Annotated in this window: 21 protein-coding genes; 11 read left to right on the forward strand and 10 right to left on the reverse strand. The window is 65.7% G+C overall.

The genetic code is table 11. From position 1 onward, the window contains the following. Window positions 1–299, forward strand: a 299-nt coding sequence (locus M3498_01870) for a hypothetical protein (protein MDQ3458044.1), incomplete at its 5' end; no start/stop codon positions are given. Between the two features lie 118 nt (window positions 300–417). Then, complete coding sequence (locus M3498_01875; GenBank protein MDQ3458045.1) at window positions 418–780, forward strand: DUF2089 domain-containing protein; 363 nt, start codon at window positions 418–420, stop codon at window positions 778–780. Window positions 781–1,001: 221 nt separating this feature from the next. Here the strand turns inward: M3498_01875 and M3498_01880 are convergent, their stop codons facing one another. The 7 genes from M3498_01880 to M3498_01910 all read right to left on the reverse strand — a co-directional run bounded on the left by M3498_01880 (window position 1,002) and on the right by M3498_01910 (window position 8,750). Then, window positions 1,002–1,727 (reverse strand): GNAT family N-acetyltransferase, encoded by a 726-nt coding sequence (locus tag M3498_01880; protein ID MDQ3458046.1) that lies wholly within the window; start codon window positions 1,725–1,727, stop codon window positions 1,002–1,004. Between the two features lie 133 nt (window positions 1,728–1,860). Next, entirely contained in the window at window positions 1,861–3,114 is a 1,254-nt protein-coding gene (locus tag M3498_01885) for a Zn-dependent hydrolase (GenBank protein MDQ3458047.1), read from the reverse strand. Between the two features lie 61 nt (window positions 3,115–3,175). After that, window positions 3,176–4,606 (reverse strand): FAD-binding protein, encoded by a 1,431-nt coding sequence (locus M3498_01890; GenBank protein MDQ3458048.1) that lies wholly within the window; start codon window positions 4,604–4,606, stop codon window positions 3,176–3,178. Next, window positions 4,596–5,924, reverse strand: coding sequence for a (Fe-S)-binding protein (locus M3498_01895; GenBank protein MDQ3458049.1), 1,329 nt, complete (start codon window positions 5,922–5,924; stop codon window positions 4,596–4,598). Before M3498_01895 ends, M3498_01890 begins: the two co-directional genes overlap by 11 nt. Window positions 5,925–5,936: 12 nt before the next feature. Beyond that, window positions 5,937–7,220, reverse strand: coding sequence for a TRAP transporter large permease (locus M3498_01900; protein ID MDQ3458050.1), 1,284 nt, complete (start codon window positions 7,218–7,220; stop codon window positions 5,937–5,939). Further along, entirely contained in the window at window positions 7,217–7,741 is a 525-nt protein-coding gene (locus tag M3498_01905) for a TRAP transporter small permease (protein MDQ3458051.1), read from the reverse strand. Before M3498_01905 ends, M3498_01900 begins: the two co-directional genes overlap by 4 nt. Before the next feature lie 25 nt (window positions 7,742–7,766). Beyond that, window positions 7,767–8,750: a TRAP transporter substrate-binding protein gene (locus M3498_01910; protein MDQ3458052.1), complete on the reverse strand. Its 984-nt coding sequence runs from the start codon at window positions 8,748–8,750 to the stop codon at window positions 7,767–7,769. Window positions 8,751–9,151: 401 nt separating this feature from the next. On the opposite strand from M3498_01910, the gene M3498_01915 reads away from it, so the two are divergent. From M3498_01915 to M3498_01945, 7 genes are all read left to right on the forward strand, one after another. Further along, window positions 9,152–10,444 carry an aminotransferase class V-fold PLP-dependent enzyme gene (locus tag M3498_01915; protein MDQ3458053.1) on the forward strand — a complete coding sequence of 431 codons (1,293 nt, stop codon included), beginning with the start codon at window positions 9,152–9,154 and terminating at the stop codon, window positions 10,442–10,444. 506 nt (window positions 10,445–10,950) lie between these two features. Then, entirely contained in the window at window positions 10,951–12,366 is a 1,416-nt protein-coding gene (locus M3498_01920) for an ABC transporter substrate-binding protein (GenBank protein MDQ3458054.1), read from the forward strand. Window positions 12,367–12,413: 47 nt separating this feature from the next. Continuing rightward, the gene (locus tag M3498_01925) at window positions 12,414–13,355 is read left to right on the forward strand and encodes an ABC transporter permease (GenBank protein ID MDQ3458055.1); all 942 of its coding nucleotides are present in this window, start codon (window positions 12,414–12,416) and stop codon (window positions 13,353–13,355) included. Window positions 13,356–13,390: 35 nt separating this feature from the next. Beyond that, window positions 13,391–14,227 carry an ABC transporter permease gene (locus M3498_01930; GenBank protein ID MDQ3458056.1) on the forward strand — a complete coding sequence of 279 codons (837 nt, stop codon included), beginning with the start codon at window positions 13,391–13,393 and terminating at the stop codon, window positions 14,225–14,227. 57 nt (window positions 14,228–14,284) lie between these two features. Continuing rightward, window positions 14,285–15,232 (forward strand): acetamidase/formamidase family protein, encoded by a 948-nt coding sequence (locus tag M3498_01935; protein MDQ3458057.1) that lies wholly within the window; start codon window positions 14,285–14,287, stop codon window positions 15,230–15,232. A gap of 39 nt (window positions 15,233–15,271) precedes the next feature. Continuing rightward, window positions 15,272–16,411 carry a M20 family metallopeptidase gene (locus tag M3498_01940; protein MDQ3458058.1) on the forward strand — a complete coding sequence of 380 codons (1,140 nt, stop codon included), beginning with the start codon at window positions 15,272–15,274 and terminating at the stop codon, window positions 16,409–16,411. After that, window positions 16,396–17,709, forward strand: coding sequence for an amidase (locus M3498_01945; protein ID MDQ3458059.1), 1,314 nt, complete (start codon window positions 16,396–16,398; stop codon window positions 17,707–17,709). Before M3498_01940 ends, M3498_01945 begins: the two co-directional genes overlap by 16 nt. Window positions 17,710–17,910: 201 nt before the next feature. Here the strand turns inward: M3498_01945 and M3498_01950 are convergent, their stop codons facing one another. After that, window positions 17,911–18,675 carry an enoyl-CoA hydratase gene (locus M3498_01950; GenBank protein ID MDQ3458060.1) on the reverse strand — a complete coding sequence of 255 codons (765 nt, stop codon included), beginning with the start codon at window positions 18,673–18,675 and terminating at the stop codon, window positions 17,911–17,913. Between the two features lie 149 nt (window positions 18,676–18,824). On the opposite strand from M3498_01950, the gene M3498_01955 reads away from it, so the two are divergent. Beyond that, the gene (locus tag M3498_01955; GenBank protein MDQ3458061.1) at window positions 18,825–20,057 is read left to right on the forward strand and encodes a CoA transferase; all 1,233 of its coding nucleotides are present in this window, start codon (window positions 18,825–18,827) and stop codon (window positions 20,055–20,057) included. Window positions 20,058–20,137: 80 nt separating this feature from the next. After that, entirely contained in the window at window positions 20,138–21,331 is a 1,194-nt protein-coding gene (locus M3498_01960) for an MFS transporter (protein MDQ3458062.1), read from the forward strand. A 13-nt stretch (window positions 21,332–21,344) separates the two neighbouring features. On the opposite strand, the gene M3498_01965 is transcribed toward M3498_01960, so the two are convergent. Both M3498_01965 and M3498_01970 read right to left on the reverse strand, forming a co-directional pair. Continuing rightward, entirely contained in the window at window positions 21,345–22,529 is a 1,185-nt protein-coding gene (locus M3498_01965) for a CoA transferase (GenBank protein ID MDQ3458063.1), read from the reverse strand. Further along, window positions 22,526–23,853 (reverse strand): malonyl-CoA decarboxylase (locus tag M3498_01970; protein ID MDQ3458064.1); only part of this gene is annotated, 1,328 nt, incomplete at its 5' end. The genes M3498_01965 and M3498_01970, both read right to left, overlap by 4 nt.

A 23,853-nucleotide genomic window follows, 5' to 3' on the forward strand; every position in this document is an offset into this window, starting at 1 on the left:
TGGCCGCCCTGGCCGGGACCCAGAGCGCTGCTCCGAGCCAGCCGCGAGGCGCCGTCAAGATGATTCGCATCCTCATCGAGGCCGAGGACGAGCTCAAGGTCCGCGTCAACGTGCCCGCGCCGCTCGCCAAGTGCGCCCTGCAGTTCGTGCCCAAGGACGTGCGCGGCGAGCTCGAGGCGCAGGGTATCGACCTGGTCGAGTTGCTGGGCGCGCTCGAGGGCGACCTGCCCGAAGGCCGTCTCGTGGACATCGAGGCCGGCGACGACAAACAGGTGCGGGTCGTCATCGAGGTCGTTTGAACAGGCCCGCCCCAAAAGGAGAACCGAGTCAGCCATGACCCCCAAAGACTATGAAACGACCTACAAGAAGTGGCACGAGCGGAGCAGAAGCGATGCAGCCATGAGCCCCAGACACCCCATGCCCACCCGCTGCCCCGTCACCGGCGACCCCTTAGAAATCCTCCTGCTCGAGTGCCCGACGAGCGGCATCCGCATCGAAGGGCGCTTCGCCCCCAACGAGTTCGCCCTCCTGCCCGCCGAGCATCTGGACTTCATGCGCCTCTTCGTCAAGACGCGCGGCAATCTAAAGGAGGTCGAGCGCATCTTGGGCCTCTCCTATCCGACCGTCCGCCTCAGGTTCGAGAACATGCTGAAGACGCTCGGCTACGAGGCCGCCGAGGACGTGGCCGACGAGCGCTCGGAGGTCCTGGCGGCGCTGGAGCGCGGCGAGGTCACGGCGGAGGAAGCAGCGTCGCGCCTGCGGGCGCTCAAAAAGCGCTGAGCAGCCAAGGAGGCTGCCCAGATGGCTCGAGCCACGTCTTGGCAGAGCGTAGTGGGCAGGTTCAGATGAAGGAGTAGGCGCTGCCGTTTTTGCAGGATAAGGTCTGAGCCATCTACACCCCGACCCGTTTGAGTGGCGATGCTTGACCGGAACTTGAATGCGCCGCACAGAAACCATGTTGCAGAAGCTATAAGACTACCGGGGCCCTTCTAGCACCACAACTATTCGATTGACCAGCCCTCACCGTACCTCACCATCCCAAGTTTTCGGGCGACAGACTGCGAGGCGAGATTGTCCCATGACGTGCTGTAAAGGGGTATGCACTCACGCCGCCACACTTCTTCCGCCCAGCCGGCCACAGCAGCGGTAGCATGCCCTTGGCCGCGAAACACCGCCAGGGTTTCAACGCCTGCTTCGGTCGCCAGGCCAGGGATTCGCGAGCAGAAACATGCCGAAACCGCCATGCCGTCCGTGACCGCAACCGCGAGCGGAGCATTCGATGATTCGGCTACTTGTTTGAGCAGCCACGGAAATCCCTCTTGAAGCAGCGCGGCATTTGTTGATGAAATGAGCGTGGTGTTCGCCGACACCGGAATGCCGCTCGGCACCGCAAACGCCGGTCCACGATACTCACTGCCAATCGGCGCGTGCTCGCGCAAGACCGAGCGGATCGCCTCGTAGTGCCGTGGGGGGTGCGCCAAGTCGGCAGCAATCGGCTCCAAGCGGCACAATCGGCCGACTTCTCGCGTTATGTCAGCAGGGAGGTCGTGGCGAAAGCGCCAGACATTTCCCTTCTGCGTTCTACCCATATAGAACCTGGGGGCGGGCCAGTCACCGGATTCGTTGGTTTGCAACAATCGTCCGTCCGAATTGCAGCGAAACAACGTGTTGATATGAAGTTTCATGAGCTGGAGCACGGATTCGTTGAACTTTGCAGGCGCTGTCACGCCTTCACCTCGGTAGCGAAAACCTTCTTCCCAGTAGCCGCGCGAGGCTCTGCTGCGGCCGCACTACCCCAAAGCAGTCGACCATCAGCTTGAAGTGCTTGGACGCCCGGTCGCGCGCCGCCGGTCCGCACCATCAGCCCTCCGCCACCCACCGCATCGCCCTTTCCGCCAGCCCGTCGAGGGCCACGACCGACAGCTCGAGGTGCTCCTCCTCGGTGTCCTCGATGCTGTTGTGCGAGATGCCGTGAAGGCTCTGGACGAACATCATCACGGTGGGAATGCCGGCCTGGGCGACCTCCGCCGCGTCGTGCAGGGGGCCGCTGGGCAGGCGCTGCGAGGTACCGCAGGTCTCCCTGATGGCCTCGTCGCACATCTCGATGAGCTCGTCGTCGAAGAGAACGGGGTCGATGCGCCAGAGGCGCTTCCAGGCGACTTGGGCCCCGGCCTCGGCGGCGAAGCGCTCGCTGGCCTCCTTGGCCTCCTGAAGCAAGCTCGCCAAACCCTCGCCGTCCAGATGGCGCTGGTCCAAGGTCAGCTCGCACTCGGCGACGACCGAGGTCACGATGCCGGGCTTGGTCACGCAGGACCCGATGGTGCAGACGCCGCCGTGGCGATTGGCGATCTCATAGATTTCCGGGCTCATCCTGGCGGCGGCGAGCAGCGCATCCTTGCGCCTGTCCATCGGCGTCGAGCCGGAGTGGGCGGCCTGGCCGGTGAAGCGAATCGCGTGCCGTTCGACGCCGAAGGTGCCGAGCACCGCGCCGAGCGGCAGGCCCAGGTCCAAGAGGACCGGGCCCTGCTCGATGTGGAGCTCCAAGTAGGCCGCGGCGTTCTTCAGCTCCTTGTTCGCCTCGCCCATGCGCTCCACGTCCACGCCGCAGCGCTTGAGCGCGTCCTCGAGGCGAATCCCGTCTTTGTCCCGGCGGTCCCGCTCCTCCTCCGGGTTCATGGTGCCGCAGCAGGCCGAGGAGCCCAGGAGGCTGCGGCCGAAGCGCGCCCCCTCCTCGTCGGCCCAGTCCACCAGCCTGACGGTGACGGGCGGCTTGCCGCCGTACTGGACGCTCACGCGCCGCATGACCTCGAGCCCGGCCAAGGTGTTCAGGCAGCCGTCGAGCCAGCCGCCGTTGGGAACCGAGTCCATGTGCCCGCCAATCAAGAGGGCCTGGTCGGCTTCACCTTGAAGTGTGGACCAGAGGTTGCCCGCCTCGTCCAGATGGGTTTCCACCGGGAGCGCCTCGAGCTTTCCCTGTAACCACTCCCTGGCCTTCAACCAAGTGTCGGTCCAGGCGACGCGCTGCGCGCCGTTCTCGTCGCCCGTCAAGGCGCGCAGCTCTTTGAGTTCGGCGACCGTCCGCTGGGGGTCCAGGAGTGTGCTCATGCTCATCATTTAAGCACAACCGGAAGCCCAGGCCCTCAGGGTAGGCGTCTACGCTTGGGGCTCGCTGGAGCTACGAGGACGGTTCGGGGTGAGGGTGGTCGAGCGCCATCTTGCCAGGGTTCATCAGGTTCTTGGGGTCGAGGCTGCGCTTCAGGAGGCGCATCAAGTCCAGGGCCCCGCCGTGCTCGCGGGCCATGTACTGGGCGCGCACCAGGCCGACGCCGTGCTCGCCGGTGGTCGTCCCCTTGAGCTCGAGCGCCAGCTCGTGAATGTCCTCGACCATGCGCTCGGCCTTTTCGACCTGCTCGGGGTCGCGCATGTCGATGATGGGCGCGGCGTGGACGTTGCCGTCGCCGACGTGGCCGTAGATGGCTACGTAGATGCCGTACTTTTCGCCGAGGTCGTGGATGGCGCGCAGGGCCTGGGGGATGGCGGTGATGGGCACGCAGATGTCCTCGCCGGCATAGACGCGGGTGTAGCCCTTCTGCACGCGGGCGACCGCCGCCCCCACCACGCGGCGCGCGTCCCAGAGGCGAGCGGCCCGCTCGCTATCGTCGGTCCACTCCACCTGGGTCGCCAGGCCCCGGCAGGCTCTAGCGATCTGGCGGGCCAGTTCGGCGACGGTGATGGGGTCGCCTTCCGCCTCGAAGATCAACACTTCCGCGGCCACGGGCAAGTCCACCTCGGGGCGGAAGAGGCGGATGGCCTCCAGGGCGCGGCGGTCCAAGATCTCGATGGCCGAGGGCAGGATGCCCCGAGCGAAGACGCGCTGCACCGCCCGCCCGGCGGCCTCCAGGTCGTCGAAGGCGGCCAGGCTGAGCGCCCGCTTGGCAGGGATCGGCAGGACCTTGAGGCGCGCCCTGGTGACGACCCCGAGCGTACCCTCGGAGCCGACGAAGAGGGCGGTGAGCTCGTAGCCGGAGACGGTCTTTAGCGCCCTCGAGTTCACCCCGCCGGTGGTTACCACCTCGCCGCCCGGCAAGACGACCTCCAAGCCCAGGACGTGATGGCGGGTCTGGCCGTACTTGACGGCGCGCACCCCGCTCGAGTTGTTGGCGATCATCCCGCCGATGGTGCACATGCTCGAGCTGCCCGGGTCGGGCGCGAAAAAGAGGCCATGTGCTTTCAAGGCCTTGTTGAGGTCGGCGTGGATGACGCCGGGCTGGCAGATCACCTGCAGGTTCTCGGCGGCCATTTCGAGGATCCGGTTCATCGGCGAGAGGTCGAGACTGACGCCGCCGCGCACGGCCATGGCGCCGCCCGACTGCGAGGTGGCCGCGCCCCGCGGATAGACCGGCACCTCGTGCTCGTAACACCAGCGCATGACCGCCGCCACCTCCTCGGTCGTCTCCGCCCGCACCACCACGTCGGGGCGGTAGCGCTTCAAGCGGGTGGCGAAGGAGGCGTCGTAGGAGTAGGTTTCGGTCTGCACGGGATCGCTCAAGATCCTCTTCGGCTCGACGAACCTTCCCAGGGCCGCGGCGATCGCTTCAGGCTCCACGCGCCGCCTTCCCTTCGGCGCGGTAGGCGGCGTCCAGGACTTCCATCACGTGCATGACCCGGACCTCCCGGCCCGCCTCGGCCAGGCCCCGCATGAGCTGCAGGTGACAGCCGGGGTTGGCCGTCACCAGCACCTCGACATCGGCCGGCACGTCGGCCGCCTTGCGCCGCATCAAGGGATCGGCGATCTCGGGGTGCGAGACGTTGTAGATGCCCGCCGAGCCGCAGCAGCGGTCGCTGTCGGGCATCTCCTTGAGGGTGAGACCGGGGACCGACTTCAGGAGCTCGCGGGGCTGGCGGCGGATGCCCTGGGCGTGGGCGAGGTGGCAGGCGTCCTGGTAGGTCGCCCGCGCCTTGAAGCTTCCGGTCGGCGCCGCAAAGCCGGTCCCCACCAGAAACTCCTGCACGTCGCGCACCCGCGCCGAGAAGGCGGTCGCGCGCTCGGCCCAGTCGGGGTCGTGCTCGAGCAGGAGGCCGTACTCCTTCATGGCCGAGCCGCAGCCCGCGGCGTTGACGAGGTAGCTCTCGGCGCCGCTCGCCTCGAAGGCGGCGATATTTTGCCGCGCCAAGTTCTTGCCGCCCTCACGGTCGCCCTCGTGAACGTGGAGCGCGCCGCAGCAGGTCTGGTCTTTGGGAAGCATGATCTCCCAGCCGTTGCGGGCGAGCACGCGAGCGGTCGCCTCGGTCGCCCCGGCGAAGAGGGTGTTCATCACGCAGCCGTGCAAGAGGGCGATCCTGCCCCTGACCTCGCCCTGGGCCGCCACTTGGCGCCCCAGGCGCCTCCGGGCCGAGCCGAGGGGCGCCGCGGGCATGTGCCGTTCTATCTTCTGCAGGTGCTCGGGCAAGACCCGCATCAAGCCTAAACGGCGGGCCAGGCCCATCACACCCGAGCGCTGCCCCAGCGCCATAAGGCTGGACAGAATTTCCATCCGCCACGGGTAGGGGAAAAGCTGCCCCAGGGCGAGACGCAGGATGCGGCCGTGCCAGCCCTTGGCGGGCCGCACCGCGCGAATCTCGCCCCTGGCCTCCTCGATGATGCGGCCCACCTGGACGCCCATGGGGCAGACGGTCTCGCAGGCGCGGCAGTCCAGGCACTGGTAAATGTGCTTCTCGAAGGTCTCGTCCATCGGCAGCTGCGCGTCGTGAACCGCCGTGACGAGAAAGACCCGACCGCGCGGGTCGTCGGGCTCGATGCCGATCTCCTGGTAGGTGGGGCAGCTCTGGACGCAGGCACCGCAGCGGACGCAGGCCTCGAGCAGCTCGGCCGTGGGCGCGTCGGCGGTTCTAAAGCCGGTAATCTCGTGGGGTAAAGGTGTCATCGGCCACTCACTTTACCTGTAGAAATACTCGACCAAGCCCATCGGGATGACAGGAACATAGGTGACGAGCATAAGCAACACAAAGAGCACGGCGATAAAGTAGACGTTGACCTTGCTGACCTCCCAGATGTCGGCCTTGGCGACCGAGCAGGCGGTCACCAGGACGCTCGCCACCGGCGGCGTCTGCTGGCCGATGCCGAGGTTGAGGGTGATGATGAGGCCAAAGTGAACGGGGTCGATGCCGGCCAGATGGACGAGCGGCATCACGATCGGCACGATCAGGATGATCGCCGCCGCCGAATGAAGAAACAGGCCCGCGACGAGGAAAAATACGTTCAGGAGCGCGAGCACCATGTACTTGTTGGAGGTGAGGTCGGCGACCGTGGCGGCGAGCTGCTGCGGTACCCGCTGCTCGGTCAAGAAGGTGCCGAGCAGCGCCGAGGTGGCGACCAGCAGCATGACGATGGCGGTCTGCACGCCACCGTCGACGATGGCCTCCAGGAGATGCTTGAAGTTGAGCTCGCGGTAGATGACCCCGCCGACGAACAGCGCCGCTACCACCGCCAGGGCCGCCGCCTCGGTCGCCGTGACGACGCCGCCGAAGATGCCGCCCAGAATGATGACGGGCAACAAGAAGGTCCAGCCCGCCTCCTTGAAGGTCTGCCACACCCGGCGCAGTTGAAAGACCTCCTCGACCGGATAGTCGTAGCGGCGCGCGAACCAGTAGCAGAGCGCCATCATCGCCGCGCCGCCGAGAAGGCCGGGCACGATGCCCGCCACGAAAAGCTGCACCACCGAGGTTTGCGCCATCGCGGCGTAGAGGATCATGGGAATAGACGGCGGGATGATCACCGCCAGCGTCGCCGACGAGGAGGTGACCGCCGCGGCAAAGGGCGCGGGATAACCCTTCTTCTTCATCGCCGGGATGAGGATCGAGCCCATGGCGGCCACGTCCGCTACGGCAGAACCCGAGATCTCGGCGAAAAACAACGAGGTCGCCACGTTGATCATGGCGAGCCCGCCGCGCACGAAGCCGACCAGGGCCGAGGCAAAGGCGATCAGCCGCCGGGAGATGCCGGAGGTGTTCATGACGCTGCCGGCCAGGATAAACAGCGGAATCGCCAGCAGAGGAAAACTGGTCGCCCCGTCGAACAGGACCATCGCCAGGTTGGGCAGCGTGGCGGTGCCCGAGGTCAGGATCATGGCCGCCACCGACACGACGCCGAGCGCGACGGCGATGGGAATGTTGATAAACACCAGTACCAAGAGCGCGAGGACCATGAGCGACAGGGTCATCGCTTCAGGACCTCCGCGGGGATCTCGTGATGATGAACGGGCGCGAGACCCTTGGCCTCGCGCCACACCTGCGGCAGGTTGAACAGTTGGGCAAGGATGAACAGGGCGGCCCCGATAGGAATCACCGACTGAGTGAAGCGGAGCGGCACCCAGCGCAGGCTCGTCAGCCTCATGCCCTCGAAAAACTCGAGCACGTACCAGCCCATGTAGGCCATCAGGGCAAAAAAGGCGATGATCAGCACTTCCGAAACGATGACGGTCGGCATGCGAAACCTGGGCGGCATCGCCGCGACCACGTTGGGAAAACCGATGTGCGCGCGCTTCAGCGCGGCCAGCGCCGCGCCGTAATAGGTCAGCCACGCCAACATGATCGACGCCACCTCGTCGTACCAGGGCAGCGACGCGCCCGCATACCTGTACACCACCGCCACGATGACGACGAGGGTCAGCCCGCTGAGCAGCAAGACCACGATTCCCGTCAGCAGCCCTTCGAAGACCCGGCGCAGAAATGAGAATGCCATAAGGGTTCCGCCGACCCTGCCGTGTCTACTGATCCTGCCCCAGCTCGAGCGCCCTCTCGATAAGCTCGGTCCCGCCGGACACCTCTCTGCCAAAGGTTTCGTACACCGACTGGCTCGCCTCGATAAAGGCATCGGTATCGACCTCGTTGACCTCCAAGTCGGCCCTTAGCTCCTCGAGCAGCGCCGTGTCCATCTCCGCCGCCGTCTCGTAGACGAAATCCTGGACTTCCCTGGCCACCTCTTCCAACACCTCGCGCACCTCAGCGGGCAAGTTTGCCCAGCTGCGCGCGCCGACGGTGACGTAAGCGGGCGTGTAGACGTGGCCGCTCAAGGACAAGTAGCGCTGCACCTCCTGGAGGCGGGCGCTGTGGATCTGCGTAAAGGGATTTTCCTGCCCGTCCATCACACCCGTCTGCAGGGCCACGAAGAGTTCCGAAAAGGCCATCGGGCTGGGATTGGCGCCGTAGGCTTGAAACATCCTCACCCGCCACTCGCCGCTCGGCGTGCGCAGCTTGACGCCCCGCAGGTCGTCGGGCGTGATGATCGGCCGCACGTTGTTGGTGATGTGGCGAAAGCCGTTTTCCCACACCGCGATGATCTTGTAGCCTTGCGCCTCCGCCGCCGGCGCCAGGACCGGCCAGACAACCGCCTCTTCGATGCGCTTCATGTGCTCGCGGTCGCGGACTAAGTAGGGCATCTCGAAGAGGCCGAACTCGTCGGCCACGGTAGACATCACGGTCGACGGCAGGGCGATGTCGACCGTGCCGAGCCTGAGACGCTGCATGAGCTGCTCGTCGGTGCCGAGCTGACTCGAGCCGAAGACCTCGACGCGCGCGCGGCCCGCCAGGCGCTCGTTGGCCCGCGCGGCGAACTCTTCCGCCGAGAGCGCGAAGAGCGAGCCGGGATTGCCCACGTGGCCGAACTGAATCACTGTTTCCTGGGCGGCGGCCGTGCCGGCGAGCAGGCTGGCCGCACATGCGATGGATAAGAGGAACCTCAACCACTTCATCGTCTACCTTCCTTTCAGGCGTGCTGCTTGGAATATGTCTGCGCCAAGATACCAAGAGGCCAGGCAAGCCGCAATGCCAAAGGCCCTGAGTGTGGCTATCGTTTCAGGAGCTCCGCCCTTCCCAGGGAGGTTTTGTCACTCGTATTGTATATTTAACCAGCCTCTTCCCGTTTTGTCAATCGTCAATCAATGAAGAGCGTCAATGAAGAAATGAAGAGCGGTGATGGTCTTCGGAAAACCAGCCGTCATACTGGGCGCGGGCTTGGTATGCGTTGGTATATGATGGCGCCACGAACTCGACTGCTGGGCTCGACTGCTGGAAAGCTATCCTCGCCGAGCCGGGCAGCGATGCGCCAACAAACGCAGCCGCCGGTCTTGCCTTTGGAAAGGGAGGTTGGAACATGAGCCCATCTGGAAGCCGCAACAAGCCTCTACCCGGTACTCCTCTACACGGTACTCCTCTAGCTAGCGCTCCTTTACACAGCGCTCCTCTACACAGCGGCCGGCACTTCCTGCAGATTCCCGGCCCCAGCAATGTACCGGACCGCGTCTTGCGCGCCATCGACCGGCCGACCATCGACCACCGCAGCGCCGAGTTCGCCGCCCTCAGCCTCGAGCTTTTCGAGCTGCTGGGGCCGGTCTTCAAGACGTCGGGTCCGGTGATCATCTTTCCGGCGACCGGCACCGGCGCCTGGGAAGCGGCCATCGTCAACAGCCTCTCGCCGGGTGACCGGGTGCTCGCCTTTGAGACCGGGCACTTCGCCACGCTCTGGTACGAGATGGCGGCGCGCTTCGGCCTCGAAACCGACTTCGTGCCAAGCGACTGGCGTCGCGGCGCCGACCCGGCGACGGTCTACGCCAAGCTGAGCGAAGACCAGGAACACCACATCAAGGCGGTGATGGTCGTCCACAATGAAACCTCGACCGGCGTCACCAGCCGCGTCGCCGAGGTGCGGGCGGCGATGGACCGTGCCGGGCACCCGGCCCTGTTGATGGTCGATACCATCTCGTCTTTGGGCTCGATCGACTACCGTCACGACGAGTGGGGCGTCGACGTGACGGTAGCCGGCTCGCAAAAGGGCCTGATGCTGCCGCCCGGCCTCTCCTTCAACGCGCTGAGCGACAAGGCGCTCGCGGCGAGCAGGGCGGCCAAACTGCCGCGCGCGGTCTGGGACTGGGAGGCGATGCTCGCGGTGAACAAACAGGGCTTCTTCCCTTACACGCCCTCGACCAACCTCCTCTACGGGCTGCGCGAGGCCTTGCACATGCTGCTCGAGGAGGGGCTGGAGAACGTCTTCGCTAGGCACGACCGGCTGGCCGAGGCGACGCGCCGGGCCGGGCGGGCCTGGGGCCTGGAGCTCCAGTGCGTGAACCCCGAGGAGGTCTCGAGCTCGCTCACGGCGCTGCGCATGCCGGGGGGCCACGACGCCGACCGGCTCCGCCAGATCATCTTGGACAACTTCGACATGTCCCTGGGCGCCGGGCTGAGCAAGCTGAAGGGAGAGATCTTCCGGATCGGCCATTTGGGCGCCTTCAACGAGCTGATGCTGGCGGGCACGCTCTCCGGCGTGGAGATGGGGCTGGCGCTGGCGGGCGTGCCCCACAAGGAAGGTGGGGTCGGGGCGGCGCTGGCCTACTTGGCGGAGACCGCCCCTGCTGCCCTGGAGAGACCGGCCGTGAGCCAGGCTCGTTAGGATCTGTTTGCAGACAAACCCGTAGATGAACGAGCGTCTTCTCCAGCCTCAGGAAGACTCTGGCCAAACAAGCTACCGGCAGCTGGCACTTTGAAGGCGCGGTCATGGTGTCGAGCCTGCGCAAGGTGCGCTGCTACAGAAGCGTCATGACCTGCCGAGCATGAGCCTGTGAGCCTGATCTTGCTTGACAGCCAAGACCCTACGTAATAGAGTCGAACATGGATCCAAAGTCAAATCCGACACGCGCTGCGCAGAGCCGTCCAGAGGCATAACTTTCCGCAAAAGGCAGCACTTTTCAAGAAGAGTGGAGGGGATTTATGGTACTGAAGCAATACTCGCGCTTAGCCGTTGGACTGTACGCGCTTCTGGTCATATCGGTGCTAGGAGGCATATCCCTAGTCCAGGCGCAAGGCACGAGCAATGTGCTGCGCATCATCCCTCACGCAGACCTACGAAACATCGATCCTATCTGGACTACGGCGTATATCACCCGAAACCACGGTTATATGGTGTGGGACACGCTCTTCGCGCTGGATGAGAACCTCGAGGTTCAACCCCAGATGGTCGACAGCTATACGGTCAGCGATGACGGCCTCACCTATACCTTCACCCTCCGAGAAGGGCTCAGCTGGCATGATGGTGAGCCCGTGCGGGCTGCGGATTGCGTCGCCTCAATCAGACGCTGGGGAGCACGCGACGGCATGGGCCAAAAACTCATGAGCTTTACCGGATCCTTAGAGGCCGTTGACGAGCGCACCTTTACCCTGACGCTAAGCGAGCCCTACGGCCTGGTGCTCGAGTCCCTGGGCAAGATCAGCAGCAACGTTCCCTTCATGATGCCCGAGCGGCTTGCGAACACCGATCCCTTCGAGCAGATAGGCGAAATTATCGGCTCCGGTCCCTTCAGGTTTGTCGAGGCGGAGTGGCAGCCGGGCCACCGCGTCGTTTACGAGCGCTTCGAGGGCTACGTCCCGCGGGGCGAGCCCGCCAGCTTTGCCGCGGGAGGCAAGGTCGTCAACGTCGACCGCGTGGAGTGGCACTACATGCCGGATCACGCCACGGCCGTCTCCGCACTCGGCCTGGGCGAGGTCGATCTCTACGAGCAGCCGCCCGTCGATCTGCTCCCGCTCCTCGAAGGCAATCCCGATGTGGTGATAGACCTCATCGATCCTATCGGCACTCAAGGCGTTCTCCGACCCAACTTTCTGCACCCTCCCTTTGATCATCCCAAGGCGCGCGAGGCCCTTCTCTACCTCGTCGACCAAGAGGATTACATGCGCGCGATCATCGGCAATCCCGAATACTACCTCGACTTCTGTCCGGCCTTTTTCATGTGCGGCGCTCCCCATGAAGCGTCTGTCGGCGGCGAGCTTCTGCGCGGCAAGGATATAGAGCGGGCGCGCCAGCTCATGGAGGAGGCGGGCTACAACGGCGAGCTGGTGCTCATCCTCGACCCGACCGACACCCCGCTCGCCCACGGCGGGGCACTCGTCACCGCCCAAAACCTCCGTGAGATCGGCGTCAATGTCCGCCTCGAGGCGATGGACTGGGCGACCATGACCTCACGTCGGGCCGTGAAGTCTCCGCCTGACGAAGGCGGCTGGAGCATCTTCCATAGCTGGTGGCTCGGCGTCGACCAGCTCTCGCCCATCAGCAACATCTCCATCTCCGGCGGCGGTGAGGAGGGCGCCTGGTTCGGCTGGCCCTCGGATGAGAGAATCGAGGAGTTGCGCGACCAGTGGGCGCAGACCACCGATCCCGAAGAGCGCGCCCGCATCACCGAAGAGCTGCAAGCGCGGCTTTACGAGTTCGTGCCTTACGTGCCCTTCGGCCAGTTCTTTCAGCCGACGGCGTACCGCACGAACCTCCAGGGCGTCATCGAGTCGCCGGTGCCCTTCTTCTGGAACATCAGCAAAGAGTAGGAGCTTCCGGTGCTGATCATGAGCGCTAAGGACAGCTGGTCCAGCCCATGTTGGCCTTTGTAGCTCGGCGCCTGCTGGCCACCATTCCCATCATGGGATTGGTGGCTATTTTCGTCTTCTTGCTGCTTCACATGGCACCGGGGGATCCGGCGGTGATCATTGCCGGCGACTTCGCCAGCGAGGCGGACATCGAGCGCATCCGCGAAAGGCTCGGCCTCGACCAACCGCTCTACCTGCAGTTCCTTACCTGGCTACGGGGGGTACTCCAGGGCGACTTCGGTGTGTCCATCTATTCGGGCTTGCCGGTATCGCGTCTTATCGCGGAGCGTCTCGAGCCGACCGCCGCGCTCACCTTCACTACCATGCTTATAGCAGTTTCCCTGGCTATTCCCATGGGCATCATCGCAGCGTGGAGGATGGGCTCGTGGATCGACCACCTGGTCATGGGTTTTGCCGTCATGGGTTTCTCCATGCCCGTCTTCGTGCTGGCCTATCTCCTCATCTTCCTCTTTTCGCTGCAGCTCGGCGTCCTGCCCGTCCAGGGCTACCGCAGCATCAGCGACGGCTTGACTCCTTTTTTGCGCCATATCGCGCTGCCGAGCATTACCCTGGGCGTGGTCTTCATGGCGCTCATCGCCCGCATGACGCGGACGGCCATGTTGGAAGTGCTCAATGAAGACTATATCCGCACGGCCCACGCCAAGGGCCTCTTGCCGAGGGACGTGCTCCGGCGCCACGCGCTCAAAAACGCCGCGGTGCCGGTCGTCACCACCATCGGTCTCGGCTTCGCCCTGCTGATCGGCGGCGTGGTGATCACCGAGAGCGTCTTTGCCATTCCCGGGCTGGGTCGCCTGACCGTGGACGCCGTCCTCCGCAAGGACTATCCGATCATCCAGGGAGTCATCCTGGTGTTCTCCTTTGCCTACGTGCTGCTGAATCTCCTGGTGGATCTCAGCTACGCTTTTTTTGATCCCCGGATCGTTTACTGAATGCCGGGGCCGGGCGAATTCAGGGGCTGTCCGCCGTGCTGATAAGCCTCGCCAAGACAGTTCGCCGCCATCCCAATATCCCGCTGGGGCTGGGTATTCTTCTGGTGATGACCGTTTTGGCCGTGGGCGCTCCCTTCATCCAGCACTACGAGCCGCTCAGGCAAAATCCCGTCGTCCGCCTGCAGAGCCCCTCCGGCGAGCACTGGTTTGGCACCGACATGTACGGCCGCGACTTGTTCAGCCGCACCATTCACGGCGGCCGCGTTTCCCTCCTTGTCGGCGTCAGCGTCGCCTTGTTCAGCACCCTGATCGGTCTGATGATCGGCCTGGTGAGCGGTTTCAATCAGCGTGCCGACGCCTTGATCATGAGGCTGATGGACGCGCTCATGTCGATTCCGGCCATCCTCCTCGCCATCGCGCTGATGGCGCTCTGGGGGTCGAGTATTGCCAATGTCATCCTGGCGCTGACCATCCCGGAGGTGCCGCGGGTCGTACGCTTGGTCCGCGGCGTGGTCCTCACGCTGCGCGATCAGGCCTTTGTGCAGGCGGCTATTTCCGTCGGCGCCGGCACTCCACGCATTCTCCTGCGCCACATCCTGCCCAACAGCCTAGCGCCGCTCATCGTCCAGGCGACCTACATCTGCGCCCAGGCGATGATCTTCGAGGCCTATTTGAGCTTCGTCGGTGCCGGCACGCCGCCGGAGATTCCTAGCTGGGGCAACATCATGGCCGAAGGGCGAATGTTCTTTCAGATCAACTTCGCCATCATTCTTTTTCCAGGCATGTTCTTGGCCACCACCGTCTTCGCCGTCAACATGCTCGGTGACGGCTTGAGGGACACGCTCGACCCGCGCCTGGCGCGCCGGATGTGAGCTGCCGGCGCGCCAGGTAAGGCCAGCCGAAACTTGTCAGCCAAGCGAGGTGAAGGCATGACGAAGCATCATCACGACTATACGGTCCATAGCCACGAGAGCCACATCGGTTGGGACAACAGCTTTCCGCCCAAGCTCACGGTGGCGCCCGGAGACAGCGTCGAGGTCGAGATCCTCGAGGCCTCGGGCGGCCAGCTGACCCCGTCCTCTGGCGTGGCCGAGGTGACGACGCTCGACTTCGGCCGCATCAACCCCGTGACCGGCCCGATTCGCGTAGACGGCGCCGCGCCCGGCGACGCCCTCAAGATAACCATTCAGTCCTTTGCGCCCTCGGGCTGGGGCTGGACAGCCAACATTCCGGGCTTCGGCCTGCTGGCCGATCAGTTTCTCGAGCCGGCACTCCTCCTCTGGAAGTACGATCCGGCGTCGATGGCGCCGGCGCTTTACGGCGACAAAGGAAGGGTACCCCTCAAGCCCTTCTGTGGGACGATCGGGGTGGCGCCCGCAGCGGCCGGCTGGCACAGTATCGTGCCGCCGCGACGGGTCGGTGGCAATATGGACGTCCGCGATCTCTCGGCGGGAACGGAACTCTATCTGCCGGTCGAAGTCGACGGCGCGCTGCTCTCCATCGGCGACACCCACGCCGCCCAAGGCGACGGTGAGGTCTGCGGCACGGCCATCGAGAGCCCGATGACGCTCACCGTCACCGTCGACCTGGTCAAGAACGCCAATCTCGCCTTCCCGCGCTTTACCACCGCAGGACCGGTGACGCGTCACCTTGACGCCAAGGGCTATGAAGTGACGACCGGGATTGGCCCCGACCTCATGGCTGGCGCCAGGGCAGCCGTCAGCAGCATGATCGAGCTGCTCTCGGCTCGCCATGGCTTGGCACCCGAAGATGCCTACATGCTGTGCAGTGTCTGCGCAGACTTGCGCATCAGCGAGATCGTCGACGCGCCCAACTGGATCGTCTCGCTCTACTTTCCGCGCATCGTCTTGGAATAAGCCCGCCAAGGGACGGAGGAGAGGATGGATTTAAAGAGGATGGACTTGGACAGCTTGACGTTGACACAGGCGCTGATAAGGTTCGACACCATCAATCCACCAGGCAACGAACGGCCCTGCGCCGAGTTTCTCGCCCGTCCCCTCGGCGAGGCCGGCTACGACATCTCCCTTCACGACTACGGACCGGACCGCAGCAACCTCGTGGCGCGTTTGTCGGCGTCGGCCAAGCCGGGCTCGAGCAGCAAGCCCCCCCTCTGCTTCTCCGGCCATATCGACACGGTGCCACTGGGCCAGGCAGCCTGGACGCGTCCGCCCTTCGGCGGCGAGGTTGATAACGGCAGGCTCTTCGGACGCGGCGCCAGCGACATGAAGAGTGGGGTCGCTGCCCTGATCCTTGCTGCCCTCCGCTTAGCGAAGCTCGAGCGGCGGGCAAGCGACGTGCTGCTCATCATCACCGCAGGGGAGGAAAGCGGCTGCACGGGCGCCGCTTATCTTGCCGAGCAACCCGGATTGCTTGGAAAGGCGGGCGCTCTCGTGGTCGCCGAGCCCACCTCCAACCAGCCACTGGTGGGCCACAAGGGTGCCCTTTGGCTGCGCGCCAAAACAGCAGGCGTCACCGCCCATGGTTCGATGCCGGAGCGAGGGGTCAATGCGGTTTTCAAAGCAGCTCAGGCGATCGTCAAGCTAGGCAGCTACGCCTTTGATGTGCCGGGGCATCCGGTCATGGGCGCGCCGAGCCTGAATGTCGGCACCGTCCTGGGCGGCATGAACGTCAACTCGGTGCCGGATTCTGCCGAAATCGGGATTGACATCCGTACCGTTGCAGGACAGGACAACCGAGCTGTCTTAGGGCATCTCCAGGCCTACCTCGGCGATGAGGTGGGCCTGGAGCCCTTTGTCGATGTCGGCAGCGTCTATAGCGATCCCGATGAGCCGTGGCTGCGCCAGGTGTTCGCTGTCGTGGAGGCGCTCCTTGGTCAGCAGACCACGGTGCAGACAGCCCCCTACTTCACGGACGCCTCGGTTCTGACCCCTGCCTTGGGTCATCCCCCCACTGTCATTCTCGGCCCCGGCGAGCCGTCCATGGCCCACCAGACGGATGAATATTGCTTTGTTGACAAGATTGCCGAGGCTGTTGAAGCCTACACGCGGATTGGAAGCTCATGGCTGAGGGACTGACGGAGCCCAACACCCTGTCCGCAAGCGCAGCGGTCACCGCCATAAGCCAGGGACGGCTGAACTCGGAAGCGCTGGTGCGCGCCTGCTTGGAGCGGATCGAGGCGCGCGAAGACGGCATTCATGCCTGGGCGCACTTAGATCCCCGGCTTGCCCTCGAGCAGGCGCGGGAACGCGACCGGCAGCCCTGGCGCGGCCGGCTTCAGGGGATTCCCATAGGCATAAAGGACATTATCGACACGGCGGACATGCCCACGACTTATGGCTCGCCGATCTACCACAATCATCAGCCGAGCCGTGATGCATCGTGCGTGGCTCGCGCGCGAGCCCAAGGGGCAGTGATTCTAGGCAAGACCAGATCGACCGAGTTCGCCGCCTTTCATCCCGCCACGACCGCCAACCCGCATGACCTCAGGCACACGCCGGGCGGCTCTTCGAGCGGCTCGGCTGCGGCCGTGGCCGATGCCATGGTCCCGCTTGCCTACGGCACCCAAACTGCCGGCTCCATCATCCGACCCGCCAGCTACTGTGGCGTCGTCGGTTTCAAGCCCACCTTTGGCGTCATCGATCGCAGTGGTGTCATGCTCTTTGCTGACAGCCTCGATACCGTCGGCGTCTTCGCTCGCAGCGTCGAAGACGCCGCCCTCCTGGCAGGGGTGGTGGCTGGTTGGGACGCCTTGGCTGAGGCACCTGCGGCTGCGACGGTCCGGCGCGTTTTGGTTTGCCGGGCGCCGCGGTGGTCGCAGTTGGCGGCTGAGGCTTCGGCGGCCGTAGAGAGCGCGCTCGACGTCTTTGGTGCTGCCGGTGCCACAGTCCAGGAGCTTGTCTTGCCGGCGGATTTCGAAGCGCTCGTCGAGGTGCAGAAGACGGTCCAGGCGTTTGAAGGAGCGCGCGCCCTGGCCTATGAGGTCAGCGCCCACCAGGAACGCTTGAGTCCGGAACTGCTCGAGATGTTTGCCGGCGCCTTAAAGACCAGCTTCGAGCACTTTCTGGACTGCTTGAGGACAGCGGCGTCGTGGCGCAGCCGCTTTGACGAGCTTGTGGCAGAGGCTGACTGCATCGTCACCGCCAGCGCTCTCGGCGAAGCCCCACAGGGTTTGGAGGCGACCGGCGATCCGCTCCTCAACCGCATTTGGACGCTGCTCCACATGCCTGCCGTCACCTTGCCTTGCGGTACCGGGCCACAGGGTCTGCCGGTGGGTGTTCAGTTGCTGGGACGCCGCTGGGGTGACGCCCAGCTCATCGGCACCGCTCGCTGGCTCGCCGAACGCATGAAGGAGGATGGAGCTGCCAAGGATTAGGGGCGAGCAGGGAACGCGCACGTCGAATTCGACGGGCATAACCGGGAACTGCATTCGTCTTGAGGCCCCCCATCCTGCTGAAGGTCACCGTGGGGCGGCCTACCTCGAATGGTCATAGGGAAGCGCCAGAATCAGCTTGATCGGCTGAGGACTCCTGTTCATGTGCCGCTCACAGCCCACGCGCACCCGAAGGCTGCCAAGTTAGCGGCCCTGCCACGTTGGAGGGCGTTTTTCGAGGTAGCTGCGCGACCCCTCGGCAAAGTCCTCGCTGCCGTAGACCCTCTCCACGACGTCGTCGAAGGAGCCAAGTCGCGCCTCGCTCTCTTCGCGCAGGCGCCGGTAGGCTTCCTTGGTGGCAAGGATCGTCAGCGGGGCATGCTGCGCGACGGCCCGCGCGATCTCCATCACCTCCGCAAAGAAGGTCTCCTCCTCGAGAACGGCGGTAAGAAAGCCGGCCTGCAAGGCCTCCTGGGCTGGAAGCAGGCGCGCGGTAAACATCAGTTCCTTGCTGCGCATGACGCCGAGCGCTTCGGCCAGGCGCCGGTAATTCTTCAGGCTGAGGCAGTTTCCCAGGGTGCGGGCCATCGGCGCCCCGAACGTTGCCGCCGGGGTGGCGTAGCGGAGATCGCAGCAGGTCGAGATGATGAGCCCGGCTCCCACCGCGTAGCCCTGCACCGCCGCGATGGTGGGCTTGGGCATATCGACGAGGCGGCTCATGATGCTGTCGATCCGCTCCTCGTAGCGCACGCCGTCCGCCCCCGAGAAACCCCTGAACTGGCCTATATCGGTGCCCGCGGCGAAGTGCCGGCCGTCACCGCGAACGACGACGGCGCGGACGGTGTCGTCTCCGGCGAGGTCTCCCAGATGACGCTCCAACTGCTCGTACATCGCCCAAGTGATGGCGTTGTGCGCGCCGGGCCGCGACAGCGTGAGCTGCGCGACGGCCCCTTGGCGCTTTACGGTCACGGCTCCCTCGCCGTGACCGGCAGACTGCTCCTGTGATATGGACGGTGGCACTGGTGGTGACACTGGTGAGTCCTCCTTTACCCCTTCACGGTATATTACTTTGAAACCTAGCGCAGAGGCTTGAGGCACTGCTAGAGAGGGAGCTTATCGTGACCGGTGCATTGCAGGGAATTCGCGTACTCGACCTCACCCAGATCATGGCAGGGCCGTTTTGCACCATGCTGCTGGCCGACTTAGGCGCCGAAGTGATCAAGGTCGAGAGGCCGCAGGGGGGCGACGACGCCAGGCGCATGGGTCCGCCCTTCTATGACGGCGAATCGGCCGCCTTCATCGCCATGAACCGCAACAAGAAGAGCCTTGCCCTCGACATCAAGACGCCGGCCGGCCAGGACATCCTCTGGAAGCTCATCGACAGCGCGGACGTGCTCGTCGAGAACTTCCGGCCCGGCACCATGGCCCGCCTCGGCTTTGGCTACGAGGAGGTTCGCGGCCGGCGGCCGGGGCTCGTCTACTGCTCCATTTCGGCCTACGGCCAGACGGGGCCGCTGGCCACGGGCGGCGGCTTCGACCTCATCGCCCAGGCCATGAGCGGCGTCATCTCGGTGACCGGCACCCCGGAAACACCGGTCAAGGTAGGCGTTCCCATCTCCGACCTCAACGCCGGCCTGTTCGCCAGCCACGCGGTCCTGGCCGCCATCATCCACCGGGCCCGGACGGGCGAGGGCCAACACGTCGAGACCTCGCTGCTCGAGGCGGCGCTCGCCTACACCATCTGGGAGTCGAACGAGTACTGGGCCACGGGAGGGTCGCCGCGGCGCCTGGGCACGGCCCACCGGCTCAACGCGCCCTACCAGCTTTTCGAGACGGCCGACGGCTGGATCGCCATCGGCGCGGCCAACCAGCGCAACTGGGAACGCCTCTGCGCCGCCATGGACCGACACGACCTCCTTAAGGACGCGAGGTTCGCCAGCAACAGCGAGCGCATGGCCCACCTGAGCGAGCTGATCAAGACGATGAGCCCGACCTTTAGGGAGAGGCGCAGGGACGACTGGCTGGAGGTACTGGAGGCGGCCGGCGTCCCGGCGGGGCCGATGCTCAGCCTCGAGCAGGTCTACGAGCATCCGCACGTGCAGGCGCGCGAGATGAAGCTCGAGGTCGAACACCCCACCGCCGGGCGCGTCCACGCCATCGGCATGCCGGTCAAGTACTCGGCGACCCCCGGCCGCATCGCGCGGGCCGCGCCGCTGCTGGGACAGCACAGCCACGAGGTGCTGGCCTCGCTCGGCCTGAGCGGGGCGCAGCTTGGCGAGCTCGAGCGCGAGGGCGTCGTTCACCAAGGGATGAAGCCGTCCCCCACTCTCCCCAAACCGGGGCAAGGCTGAGAGAGAAGAGCCTGGTCGGACGTTCGCGGCTAAACGCCGGGTCGGACTCGAGCCCGCCTCACCGGGGCGTATACTCGGCTATGGCCAGCCGCGCCTCGCCCAGCCCCTACCTCCTCGCCGGCAACGGCCTGGCCGCCTTTTTGACCTTCACCCACGTCTTCAACGACGCCTTTCAGGCCATGCTGCCGGCGCTCCTGCCGACCTTGCAGATCCGCTTCGCCCTGAGCGAGGCGAGCCTAGCGCTGCTGGTGGCGGTCTTGGCCTTCAGCTCGAGCGTGATGCAGCCCGTCTTCGGCGCTTTGGCCGACCGCTTCGGCAGGCGCATGGTGGGCAGCCTGGGGGTGATCGCCTGTACGATGCTCCTCAGCCTGCTCGGCACCGCGCCCACGCCCCTCGTGCTGGTCGGCCTGCTGCTCCTGGGCGGCTTCGGCTCGGCGGCCTTTCATCCCTCGAGCACCAGCCTGGTCGGCAGCGCGGCGAAGGGCCGCAGGGAGCTCGCCACCAGCATCTTCATCTTCGGCGGCGGCATCGGCCAGGCACTTGGCCCCATCGCCGTGCTCCTGGTGATCGCCAACTACGGGCTTCAGTACATGCCCTGGCTGATGATTCCCGGCCTGGTCATGGGCGGCCTCATGTACCTCCTCGTTCCACCGCAGCCGCGCCTGCCGCGCGGGGCGAGGCCGCGCCTCTTCGACCCGGGCCTCTTTCTCGGGCCCGTCGGCGCCCTCTGCGCGGCAGGCATCTTGCGCACCATCGCCTGGGTGACCTTCATCAACGCCATGCCGCTGTGGCTGGTGACCAGCCACGGCGTCGGCCGCGACGCCACCCTGATCGGCCTCACCATCGGCCTCTTCACCTTTTCGGGCGGGCTCGGCGGCATGCTGGCGAGCACCCTTGCCGTACGCGTCGGCCGCAAGCGGCTCATCACCGCGACCATGCTCTTGGCACTGCCCGCGCTCTACCTGGTGCTGCTCTTGCCGCCCGGCTCGCTCCTCTACTTCCTCGCCATCATGCTGGCCGGGGGGCTCACCAACGCGGCCCTGCCGCTCATGGTGGTGAGCGCCCAGGACCTGGCGCCGCAGGCGGTCGCGACCGCCTCGGGTATGCTGATGGGCCTCACCTGGGGCACTGCGGGCGTGCTCTACATCTTCGTCGGCCTCCTGCAGGAGGCTATCGGCATCGGCCCGGCCATGCGCGTGGGCTATCTCTTTTTGATCCCGGCGGCCTTGCTCGCGCTCTTGGTGCTCTCCCGGCAGCAGCGCCGCGCGACCTGAGCGGATAAGAGCGCTAGACGACGCCCTTTTCCCGCAAGGCGCCGATCTCCGCCTGGCTGTAGCCGAGCCCCCGCAAGACCTCGCCCGTGTGCTCGCCCAAGAGCGGCGGCGGGGTTTCGACGGCGCCCGGCGTCTCGGAAAACTTCACCGGAATGCCGGTCATCCTGATGGTGCCGGCGCTGGGGTGCTCGAGCTCGACTACCATCTCCCGCGCCCGCACGTGAGGGTCGTTCATCACGTCCGCGACGGTGTTGATGGGGCCGACGGGGATGCCCTCGGCCTCGAGGACGCTGATCCACTCGGCGGTGGGCCTGGTCTTGAGCCGTTCGTCGATGAGCTCGATCAAGCTCTCGCGGTTGCCGACCCGGTCGCGGTTGGTGGCGAAGCGGGGGTCCTCGGCGAAGGCCGCTAAGCCGGTTGCGCGCGCGAACTTGCGCCACAGGGAGTCGTTGCCGACCGCGATCATCACGAAGCCGTCCTCGGTCGCAAAGGTCTGGTAGGGCGCGATGTTGGGGTGGGCGGAGCCGTGGCGCCGGGGCACCTCATCGGTGGCGAAGTAGTTGCCGGCCACGTAGCTGAGCCAGGAGAGCTGGCTGTCCAACAGCGAAGTGTCCAGCCACTGGCCGCGGCCGGTCGTCTCGCGCACCCTGAGGGCGGTGAGGATGCCGATAACGCCCCACATGCCCGCGCCGATGTCGGCGACCGCCACGCCGAAGCGCACCGGCGGCAAGTCGGGATAGCCGGTCACGCTCATCAAACCGCCCATCGCCTGGGCGATGGCGTCGTAGCCGGGCTTGTGGCGGTAGGGACCGGTCTGGCCGAAGCCGGAGATCGACAGGTAGACGAGGCGCGGGTTGAGGGCGCTCAAAGTCTCGTAGCCGACGCCGAGCCGCTCAGCGGTACCGGGGCGGAAGTTCTCGACGACGACGTCCGCCGCCGCGGCGAGTTTTGCGATGATCTCGCGCCCTTCGGGCCTCTTCATGTCGACGGTGAGGCTCTTCTTGTTGCGGTTGACGGAGAGAAAGTAGGCCGCCTGCCCGGCGATGTCGGGCGGCGCCCAGCCGCGGGTCTCGTCGCCCTGGCCGGGCTGCTCGACCTTGGTAACCTCCGCGCCCAGGTCGCCTAAGACCATCGTGCAGTAGGGGCCGGAGAGCACCCTCGAGAGGTCGAGCACCTTGAGGCCCGCGAGCGGCTTCATGCCGGCCGCCCTTCGACCAGCTCGGGGGCGCGGCCGCGGGTGAGCTTGCGCAGGGCCGGCGAGGCCGCGACCTTGCCCTCGTAGGAGAGCTCGTGGTTGCTCTCGATCTCGCTCTGCTGGTAGAGGTAGTTGACCATCATGCCAAAGGACCGCTCCACGCCCTGGGGCGAGAGGTCGGCGAGCCAGTTGAGCCGCTCGACCCGAGCGCCGTTGAAGACGTGGAAGCGGGCCACCGGGTCGAGCGGCTTGCCGTCCTCCTGGCGGGCGTGGAGCAGATACCAGGCGCCCAGGCGCAAGAGGGGCTCCTTGAGCGCCTCGGCGAGGGCCTCGTCCCGGTGCCAGTCCGGCGCCTCCAGGAGCGCCCTGAGACCGCTCGAGCGCTCCTCTGGCATGGCGGCCTCGAGCTTGGCGAGCTCGCCCGCCTCCAGCAGGCTGGCCTCGCCCTGCGCCTCCAGGGTTTGCAAGAGCCAGCGGCGAAAGCCGGGGATGGGCGAGAGGGTGACGAAGGTCTTGAGCCGGGGCAGGTGCCTGGAGAGGTCGTCGATCACCCGCTTCAGGAGAAAGTTGCCGAAGTTGATGCCGCGCAAGCCCTTTTGGGTGTTGGAGATCGAGTAGAACACTGCGGTGGTAGCCCTCTCTGGTTCCTGGAGCGGCGCCGCCTCGTCCAGAAGGTCGTGGATGCTGCCGGGCATGCCCTCGGTCAGCGCCACCTCCACGAAGATGAGGGGTTCGTTGGGCATTTTCGGGTGAAAAAAGGCGTAGCAGCGCCGGTCGGCGTCGAGGCGGTTTTTGAGGTCGGTCCAGGAGTGGATCTCGTGGACCGCCTCGTAGGCGATGAGCTTTTCCAGGAGCGAGGCGCGCGAGTTCCAGCTGATCTCCTCGAAGGTGAGCAGGTTCACGTCGAACCAGTAGTCGAAGAGCATCTGCAGGTCGTAGTCGAGCTCGGCGAGCCCCGGTTCCTCGCCCAAAAAGGAGAGCAGGTCGGCGCGCAGGTCGACCAGGAACTTGAAGCCGCTGGGCAGGGCGTTCAGCATCTTGAGAAAGCGCACCCGCGGCGGAGTGGCCGCCTCGCGCAGCTCGCGGTAGCCGTTGGCGGGGCTCTCCAAAAAGCTGCGCGCGGCGCTCGCCAGAGCCTCCCGGTCGAGGTCGAGCGCCTCCTCGAGGAGCTTTAGATAGCGCCGGCGACCCTTGCGGCTCAGCCCCTGGTAGAGGTAGCCGAGCTCCGCGGCCCGGGCCCGCGCCGAGACCTCGCCGCCGCGCCCTTCCAGCCACTCGAGCATGAGCCGCCGCAGCTTGGCGGCGTCGTCCCTGGGCAGGTCGGGGC

The organism is Deinococcota bacterium (genome assembly GCA_030858465.1).
Lineage (GTDB): Bacteria > Deinococcota > Deinococci > Deinococcales > Trueperaceae > JALZLY01.

Excerpts from the sequence above, each read along its gene's own strand:
- M3498_01875 (MDQ3458045.1), top strand. The coding sequence starts at position 418 with ATGCCCACCCGCTGCCCCGTCACCGGCGACCCCTTAGAAATCCTCCTG.
- M3498_01885 (MDQ3458047.1), bottom strand. The coding sequence starts at position 3,114 with ATGATGAGCATGAGCACACTCCTGGACCCCCAGCGGACGGTCGCCGAA.
- M3498_01895 (MDQ3458049.1), bottom strand. The coding sequence starts at position 5,924 with ATGACACCTTTACCCCACGAGATTACCGGCTTTAGAACCGCCGACGCG.
- M3498_01900 (MDQ3458050.1), bottom strand. The coding sequence starts at position 7,220 with ATGACCCTGTCGCTCATGGTCCTCGCGCTCTTGGTACTGGTGTTTATC.
- M3498_01905 (MDQ3458051.1), bottom strand. The coding sequence starts at position 7,741 with ATGGCATTCTCATTTCTGCGCCGGGTCTTCGAAGGGCTGCTGACGGGA.
- M3498_01910 (MDQ3458052.1), bottom strand. The coding sequence starts at position 8,750 with ATGAAGTGGTTGAGGTTCCTCTTATCCATCGCATGTGCGGCCAGCCTG.
- M3498_01915 (MDQ3458053.1), top strand. The coding sequence starts at position 9,152 with ATGAGCCCATCTGGAAGCCGCAACAAGCCTCTACCCGGTACTCCTCTA.
- M3498_01920 (MDQ3458054.1), top strand. The coding sequence starts at position 10,951 with ATGGTGTGGGACACGCTCTTCGCGCTGGATGAGAACCTCGAGGTTCAA.
- M3498_01925 (MDQ3458055.1), top strand. The coding sequence starts at position 12,414 with ATGTTGGCCTTTGTAGCTCGGCGCCTGCTGGCCACCATTCCCATCATG.
- M3498_01935 (MDQ3458057.1), top strand. The coding sequence starts at position 14,285 with ATGACGAAGCATCATCACGACTATACGGTCCATAGCCACGAGAGCCAC.
- M3498_01940 (MDQ3458058.1), top strand. The coding sequence starts at position 15,272 with ATGGACTTGGACAGCTTGACGTTGACACAGGCGCTGATAAGGTTCGAC.
- M3498_01945 (MDQ3458059.1), top strand. The coding sequence starts at position 16,396 with ATGGCTGAGGGACTGACGGAGCCCAACACCCTGTCCGCAAGCGCAGCG.
- M3498_01960 (MDQ3458062.1), top strand. The coding sequence starts at position 20,138 with ATGGCCAGCCGCGCCTCGCCCAGCCCCTACCTCCTCGCCGGCAACGGC.
- M3498_01965 (MDQ3458063.1), bottom strand. The coding sequence starts at position 22,529 with ATGAAGCCGCTCGCGGGCCTCAAGGTGCTCGACCTCTCGAGGGTGCTC.